General features: G+C 37.9%; 11 protein-coding genes and 1 pseudogene. All 12 read right to left on the bottom strand.

The window, feature by feature from the left end:
- Window positions 1-161: 161 nt before the first annotated feature.
- Complete coding sequence (locus OCV61_RS18150; RefSeq protein ID WP_096240028.1) at window positions 162-473, bottom strand: DUF6050 family protein; 312 nt, start codon at window positions 471-473, stop codon at window positions 162-164.
- On the bottom strand, window positions 463-630 hold the full coding sequence (locus OCV61_RS18145) for a hypothetical protein (RefSeq protein WP_167515502.1): 168 nt from the start codon (window positions 628-630) through the stop codon (window positions 463-465). Before OCV61_RS18145 ends, OCV61_RS18150 begins: the two co-directional genes overlap by 11 nt.
- A gap of 4 nt (window positions 631-634) precedes the next feature.
- On the bottom strand, window positions 635-769 hold the full coding sequence (locus OCV61_RS18140) for a hypothetical protein (RefSeq protein ID WP_262583413.1): 135 nt from the start codon (window positions 767-769) through the stop codon (window positions 635-637).
- On the bottom strand, window positions 766-1,671 hold the full coding sequence (locus tag OCV61_RS18135) for a ParB/RepB/Spo0J family partition protein (RefSeq protein WP_154780997.1): 906 nt from the start codon (window positions 1,669-1,671) through the stop codon (window positions 766-768). Before OCV61_RS18135 ends, OCV61_RS18140 begins: the two co-directional genes overlap by 4 nt.
- Window positions 1,661-2,446 (bottom strand): ParA family protein, encoded by a 786-nt coding sequence (locus OCV61_RS18130; protein WP_054337283.1) that lies wholly within the window; start codon window positions 2,444-2,446, stop codon window positions 1,661-1,663. The genes OCV61_RS18135 and OCV61_RS18130 overlap by 11 nt, the downstream gene beginning before the upstream one ends.
- A 285-nt stretch (window positions 2,447-2,731) precedes the next feature.
- Window positions 2,732-3,340 (bottom strand): annotated as a pseudogene (locus OCV61_RS18125) (tyrosine-type recombinase/integrase); the annotation flags it as partial.
- Window positions 3,262-3,525 carry a TfoX/Sxy family protein gene (locus OCV61_RS18120; protein ID WP_330382984.1) on the bottom strand — a complete coding sequence of 88 codons (264 nt, stop codon included), beginning with the start codon at window positions 3,523-3,525 and terminating at the stop codon, window positions 3,262-3,264. The pseudogene OCV61_RS18125 and the gene OCV61_RS18120, both read right to left, overlap by 79 nt.
- Before the next feature lie 33 nt (window positions 3,526-3,558).
- A complete protein-coding gene (locus OCV61_RS18115; protein WP_158422919.1) occupies window positions 3,559-3,942 on the bottom strand; it encodes a VOC family protein in 384 nt (127 codons plus the stop codon).
- Window positions 3,943-4,000: 58 nt separating this feature from the next.
- Window positions 4,001-4,717, bottom strand: coding sequence for a hypothetical protein (locus tag OCV61_RS18110; protein ID WP_262583410.1), 717 nt, complete (start codon window positions 4,715-4,717; stop codon window positions 4,001-4,003).
- Between the two features lie 109 nt (window positions 4,718-4,826).
- Window positions 4,827-5,294 (bottom strand): sensor histidine kinase, encoded by a 468-nt coding sequence (locus OCV61_RS18105; RefSeq protein ID WP_262583408.1) that lies wholly within the window; start codon window positions 5,292-5,294, stop codon window positions 4,827-4,829.
- Between the two features lie 12 nt (window positions 5,295-5,306).
- Window positions 5,307-5,801, bottom strand: coding sequence for a GNAT family N-acetyltransferase (locus tag OCV61_RS18100; RefSeq protein WP_262583406.1), 495 nt, complete (start codon window positions 5,799-5,801; stop codon window positions 5,307-5,309).
- Window positions 5,802-5,811: 10 nt separating this feature from the next.
- A complete protein-coding gene (locus OCV61_RS18095) occupies window positions 5,812-6,228 on the bottom strand; it encodes a hypothetical protein (protein WP_158422916.1) in 417 nt (138 codons plus the stop codon).
- Between the last annotated feature and the right edge of the window lie 96 nt (window positions 6,229-6,324).

Here is a 6,324-nt window from a genome sequence, read left to right as displayed (position 1 = left end):
ATTTTTGCGTATAACAATGGGTCACCACCCGCGAAGCAGGTGGGTTATAGTTCAAAATGCCTACACGCTGCGTAGACATTTTGAACAGGCTAAAGCCGTACAAAAAAAGAGGCAAGCTTACGATTTTATTTTCGCAAGCCTGCCTCTTATCAAATATTCAATTATTTTCCGATGATATATCGTAAGAAAACGTATACCGCACGGATTACATACACTGGAATCATGATACAGCCAATCAAAGCTCCAATGATGACACTTAATGCAGCCATACCAAGTGTTGCTGTGGTATCCATTCCTCTAGGGATTAGAATCAGCCGCATTTTATGTATTCCAAATGGCAATCCGGCAATAAATATCCACCAGAACCAATCTGTCTGACCACTGACTTTCATAATTGTTTTTGTCATCCAAAACCAGAATACCATAAATGCCAGCGGCAGAATTGATTTTTTAATTACGTCTTCAATCGTCACCTTTTTTCTCCTTCTGTCTGATTCCTTCCGCCACCTCCCGATTAAGGTTAGCTAATATTTCTCTAACCACAGGAGAATCCAATCGAAAGGTTTCCAAATCTTTCTCCGTAAGCTCCCTTCCGTTCGCATCATATCTTCGTACAATTTTTAAAGCCATACTTTCACTTCCTTCCTGCTGATAATCCTAATGTTTTCAACAAATGTTCAAACTTCTCTCTTTTCATCCGTTTAACACGTATCTTTTCTATCTTTTTCAGATAGGCTTGTATTCTACTTACCGTATCTTCATTGCTCATTCTTTACCCTCTCTTTCTGCCCACGATGCCAGAAGCTTAAATATAATTTCTTCCATCTGAGTCTTTGTATATGTCTCTGGAAAATATTGTTTCAATTTCTTCGCCGGAATCTGCACCTGAACTTTTTCATTACTTTCATTCATGCAAATCTGATCAATCTCTGAATACGTCAACATCCGCTCTTTTGAAATCTGTTTCAATTCCTTTGCCTGCTTCATGGACGGTACCATATTGTGATTACTCATATACTGAAATAATATCTGCTGCTCTTCAGTTCTCAAATAAGAAAGTTCAACAGCTGTGTTAAAGGGAAGCTTCTTCTCGTCTGCCAATTCTAATAGCTCTGCTACTAACTCTGTCAGATGAATATATCGAAGAATCTGTCTGGAACTATCTCCTGTATTCTGACTGACTTCTTCTGCCGCCAACTTCTTGCCAACTTGGCAAGAAGTTAAATCAGATCGTTTTCCCTGACGCTTTAACGCCTCATATTTCATTTTATAAGCAAATGCCTTTTCGCTGATCAGCAGCTCTTCTCGTTGAATGTTGGAATCTACCATGATCACCGTCGCTTCATCATCTGTAAGATCTTTGATGATAACAGGCATTTTCTCTAATCCCGCAAGTTCACATGCTCGTTTTCGCCTATGACCAGCTACCAGCTCATAACCACCGGACTCTCTCAATCGCACAATACCAGGAACCAACACGCCATATTGTGTAATGCTTTCTGATAATTCTTCCATTTTCTTATCATCTTTTACTTGAAACGGGTGATTTGGAAATGGATAAAGGCTTCCTATTTCTATCTCGCAAATTCCATTGTTTGTTTCTTCGTTTGTTCCAAACAACGCATCAAGTGGCTGTAAGGAAATGGGAGTTGCTCTTTTTTTAGATGGCATCTTTTAGCACCTCCTCCGTCACTCTCCGATAAGCTTCTGTAGCTTTGCCTTTCGGATCATAAGAGAAAATACTCTGTCCTTCTCTGACTGCTTCCTTCATTCTTACAGAAAATGGAATATAATTATCAAAGATATGAATTTGACTTCCATATACATTTCTGAGAAGTTCCATATTATTTCTGGCATCATTTGTATGCGCATCGACCATCGTGAACAGAATCCCACCGACTTGCAACTTCGGATTAATCTGCTTACGAACCTTACCGATCGTTTTTAACAACTGCTGCAAGCCTTTGATTGGCAGGTAGGACGCTTCAACTGGAATGAGGACTTCATCTGATGCAGCCAGCGCATTGATCGTAATCATTCCCAATGATGGCATACAGTCAATAATGACTGCATCATATTGATCCTTGATACCATATAAAATCTGTTTCAATACATATTCCCTGCTCATTGCATTTACCAACTGTACTTCCGTACCTGCCAGTCCAATGTTAGAACAGATAATGTCTATTCCCTCTGCCTGATGTCTGATATAACAGTCTGAAGGAATATCTTCATCTTTCATTACTGCATCCATAAGAGCTGTAAGTGTTTCATTACTGTCATCACAATCACGATATCCAAATCCTGCGGATACATCAGACTGGGGATCGGCATCTACAATCAACACTTTCATATTCTTTTGTGCTAATCCTACTGCTAAATTAGCTGTACATGCGGATTTTCCCGTTCCCCCTTTTTGGTTTACAATAGAAATAATTCTAGCCATTTTTCATCACCTTTCATCGTCGTCAATCAAAAAGAGGACTGAATTAGACAACCGGAATCTATATTCCGTACGAGCTAATTCAGTCCTATAATTACAATAATTCTGTTGTTTTTACTCTTGTCTTACACAAATCCATTTCCAGTCTGGATCTGTAATAATTCATATTCTGGAATGACAGCGCTGCCTTATTTTTCCCTTTTTCAGGGAGTTAAAAATAAGGACTAAATTAGTGCAACCCCTTGTATTTACTGGAGTTTTCTAACTTGTCCTTATTATAACTCGACCATGCGGTGTGATAACAGGCATCTGCACTTTGTATGTGTCATTATACTTCTGAATAATATGTTGAAAGTAATGCTCCCAGTGCAGAGAATAACAAATACTTCCGTTTTTATCAAAGTATAAGAATCCACTTTTTCCGTCTACCATAGGCTCTGCTTTGGGCGATTTTCGTTTTTCTATTATTTTCCGAAAGCATTCTTCTACATCCACAGTCATAGGTATCTTTCTCGTTCCTCTGGTTGTTTTAGTCTCTTGTATATAATATCCGATTTTTGATTTCTTCTGCAATTGATGATCGATGTTGATCGTATGCTCCTTGAAATCAATATCAGAAATCGTCAAACCACAAAATTCCGAGATGCGAAAGCCGGTTTTAAATAATATGTATATTCCCTCATAATATCTGCAAAAATGAGGATCTTCCTTCACAAATCGTAGAAACTTACGTTCCTCTGCTCTACTGATTGCCTCTCTTGTCACACTGTCATTCACAACCACTTCCATTAGCTGAAACTGAAATGGATTTTTCCTGATCAGGTCATCATCCACCGCCAACTGAAATGCCGGTCGAAGAACTCCTCGAATCGAATGGATGGAACTATAGCTTTTCTTTTAGTTGCCATATAAGAAATTGCAGATTTTGTGGGTTTCACAAGTAACCTGTTATCATATATGCCTCCGGCAATCCTGTCACGATAATATATGATATATTCTCCCATCATTGCACGATAATTAATTTCTTCTAAATCAGATAACTGCTCTAATATAAATTGTAAATATTCTTTGCTAGAAGCCATGTTTTTGTCCTTTCAAATACCAGCATTTTCCCATTATACTGTAATCTCAATTTGATTATCCTCAACCGCAACAATGCAGCTTTCGTAATATCCATCACCCGTAGTCCTTGGTCCGCTAATAATCTCATAACCATCCGCTTTTAATTCTGCTGTCAATGCATCCACTTTTTCTATACTTCCTACGCTAAAAGCTATATGTGAATATCCAGTACGAACTATTTCCTTCGGTAAATCAGCCATTTCCGGTATATTCATGATTTCAATACGTGCACCATCCTCAAATGTGAGAAAATAAGAACAAAAGCCTGTTATCTGATTGTGGTATCCATCATTTGATTTTGCTCTGAAATATTTCATAAAGAATTTTTTTGTATTTTCCAAATCATTTACATAAAGTGCAACATGTTCAATTCTCATGATTATTCCTCCACTTCTGTATTGATAAGCTGTTTCATAATCTGCCATTTCTCTTCTACTACTTTACAACTTTGTTCCATTCCACTCCCGATTCATCTGTCCATGTATCTTTTCCATCATAAATATAAACAGCATTTATACGATCCATATAGCGACCATCTGCCAGTAAATAGGCTGTTGTCTCATCGCCTCTTTGATTAACCAGTTCTTCGACATCCGGCCAATTATCCTTATTCTCGAATTTTTCAGTCGATGAATTTGAATCATCTATTGTCTGTTCTTCCGGAAGTTGTACTATCTCCATAATTGCTTCAATTGTTTCAACCGGAGCATCACTCCATGGATATGCCGCATCATCACAGCCTGCCTGCTCAAGTAAATTTTTTGCATCAGAACCTAATAACTTCTGATATGCATCATACACAGACGCAAGCTTATTCGAAAATTCCACCTGATTAGAGTTTCCTTTATCAGAATGCCATGATACTGTTTCTTTTTTAATCTCATCTGTCGTCATGCTGGTTCCAACTCCCCAGTCGAGCAAATGTGCAGCAACCTTAACAGAAATCAATCCATTTCCTGTGGTTCCTGGCTGAATATCCGTATTGATTTCATCTAATACATCTCTGAATTCTTTATATGACGGCTTCACATCCTGTAATTGATTTTGTTCCTTCGCCTCTGTTTGCTCCATATTATTATCTTCTGCTGTTGCCAGCTCACTATTATCTTCGCTCGCAACGACCTGCTCTGTACTGTTTCCGGTATTTTTCATAGTTCCGGTTTCCTGCTGCCCACATGCAGTCAATGAACATACCATAATTACAGAAATTATCAAAAATAACTTATTCTCCATATCTTTTTTCTCCTGTCATTCTACATTATTATTCGTTCCATGATGATATATTTAGTTTAGTAGCAAATTGCATAAGTATATTTTGCAATGAGCGTCTGACAGCCTCTTTATCCAGTTGTCTCATTACACGAATTTCAGACATCTGAATATCCGGAAGTATTCTTTTATTAATAAGCACCCCATAAAAACCAGCAATACTCTGTTCCAAAGTATCATTTATACAAATCTGCTCTATATGGAGTTTTTCATCTTGTATTGCAAGTAACGAACAACTGAATAGTTCTTCCGTAAGGGAACGCATTGTATCAGTACGCTCCCTTATCACATCAAGATATTTCTTCACATTATCACCTGATTCTTCTTGTTCCAACAAGTCAAGATATCCACAGATTGCAGTAAGCGGTGTCCGCAGATCGTGAAAGATATTAGTAACTGCTACTTTTAATTCCTGATTACCATGATTTAGATTTAATTGTTCTCTCCGCAGCTCCCACAACTGTCTGTTTATCTAATGTCCTTTGGTATATTTTTTCATTCCTTTTTTACCTCCGTATACAAATCTTGGTTCCTCTTCTCCCATCTTTCCATTATTGACAAATCCTGACCGAAAAAGGACTTTCTGTGAGGCTATATTTTTCGCATCGGTTTCTGCCTCCACCTGCTTTACACCGTCCTGTGACAATGCCCATTCTGTGATTGCTTTTACTGCTTCTGTCATATATCCGTGATGCCTGTATTCTTCTTTCAGACCATATCCAATTTCAATCACTCCATCATCTCCAAATCCCTTAAAACAAAAATCACCCACTATAGTTTCCGGATCATCTTTCAATTCCATATTCCAGATTGCATACCATATTCTCTTATCAGAATTTGAAAGACTCCCTTCAAGCATCTCCGTGTAAGCCTGTTTCATCTCAGAATCAGATTCATTTTCAATAACTAACCGCATTTCTTCATCACTTAAAGGATAAAGATACATTCTTTCAGTCTCTACTCTCATGAAAACACTCCTAAAACATCTGTATAATTCTTGCGATCTCCATAACTACAATCTTTAGCATCACTCCGCCGGACATTACATAAAACCATATCTCACGCATATGCTGTGACTTTGCAATTGGTGTTGCTATTGCTGCAATCATTATAATTGCAGCTCCGACACATCCGACGATGTTTGGAACACTCACAAGTGAAAATATTCCAGGATTACAGCTTCCATCTATCGTATACTGAATTGTTTTATCCAATCCGTCCCTTGCCGCTGCAAAACAGCATATAACAAGACCATATGCCAAAACAAACAGGCTCCTTCTGCCCCAGAAATTAATGCTGCTTCTGTTACCGATTGAATATCCAACAAACCCAACCAGCGATACAATCATAAGTGTAGTAACTGTTGTTACCATATTTCCCAAATAGAGTTTCATCTGTTTTACCTCCCTATATAGTCAAGTCTTTTTTCCTTGAAAATCAAGGAATTTCTAATGTTTCATCAATAAATATCTCAGAAGAAAGAGCCATAG

The sequence above is a fragment of the Blautia ammoniilytica genome, from assembly GCF_025566965.1.
Taxonomy (GTDB): Bacteria; Bacillota; Clostridia; order Lachnospirales; family Lachnospiraceae; genus Blautia_A; species Blautia_A ammoniilytica.
Note: the sequence above shows the minus strand (reverse complement) of the source record. Positions and strands in the feature narration are given on the sequence as shown.

Coding starts and splice junctions, on each gene's coding strand:
- OCV61_RS18095 (WP_158422916.1), bottom strand. CDS start 6,228: ATGAAACTCTATTTGGGAAATATGGTAACAACAGTTACTACACTTATG.
- OCV61_RS18120 (WP_330382984.1), bottom strand. CDS start 3,525: ATGGCTTCTAGCAAAGAATATTTACAATTTATATTAGAGCAGTTATCT.
- OCV61_RS18115 (WP_158422919.1), bottom strand. CDS start 3,942: ATGAGAATTGAACATGTTGCACTTTATGTAAATGATTTGGAAAATACA.
- OCV61_RS18100 (WP_262583406.1), bottom strand. CDS start 5,801: ATGAGAGTAGAGACTGAAAGAATGTATCTTTATCCTTTAAGTGATGAA.
- OCV61_RS18140 (WP_262583413.1), bottom strand. CDS start 769: ATGAGCAATGAAGATACGGTAAGTAGAATACAAGCCTATCTGAAAAAG.
- OCV61_RS18130 (WP_054337283.1), bottom strand. CDS start 2,446: ATGGCTAGAATTATTTCTATTGTAAACCAAAAAGGGGGAACGGGAAAA.
- OCV61_RS18135 (WP_154780997.1), bottom strand. CDS start 1,671: ATGCCATCTAAAAAAAGAGCAACTCCCATTTCCTTACAGCCACTTGAT.
- OCV61_RS18110 (WP_262583410.1), bottom strand. CDS start 4,717: ATGAAAAATACCGGAAACAGTACAGAGCAGGTCGTTGCGAGCGAAGAT.
- OCV61_RS18145 (WP_167515502.1), bottom strand. CDS start 630: ATGGCTTTAAAAATTGTACGAAGATATGATGCGAACGGAAGGGAGCTT.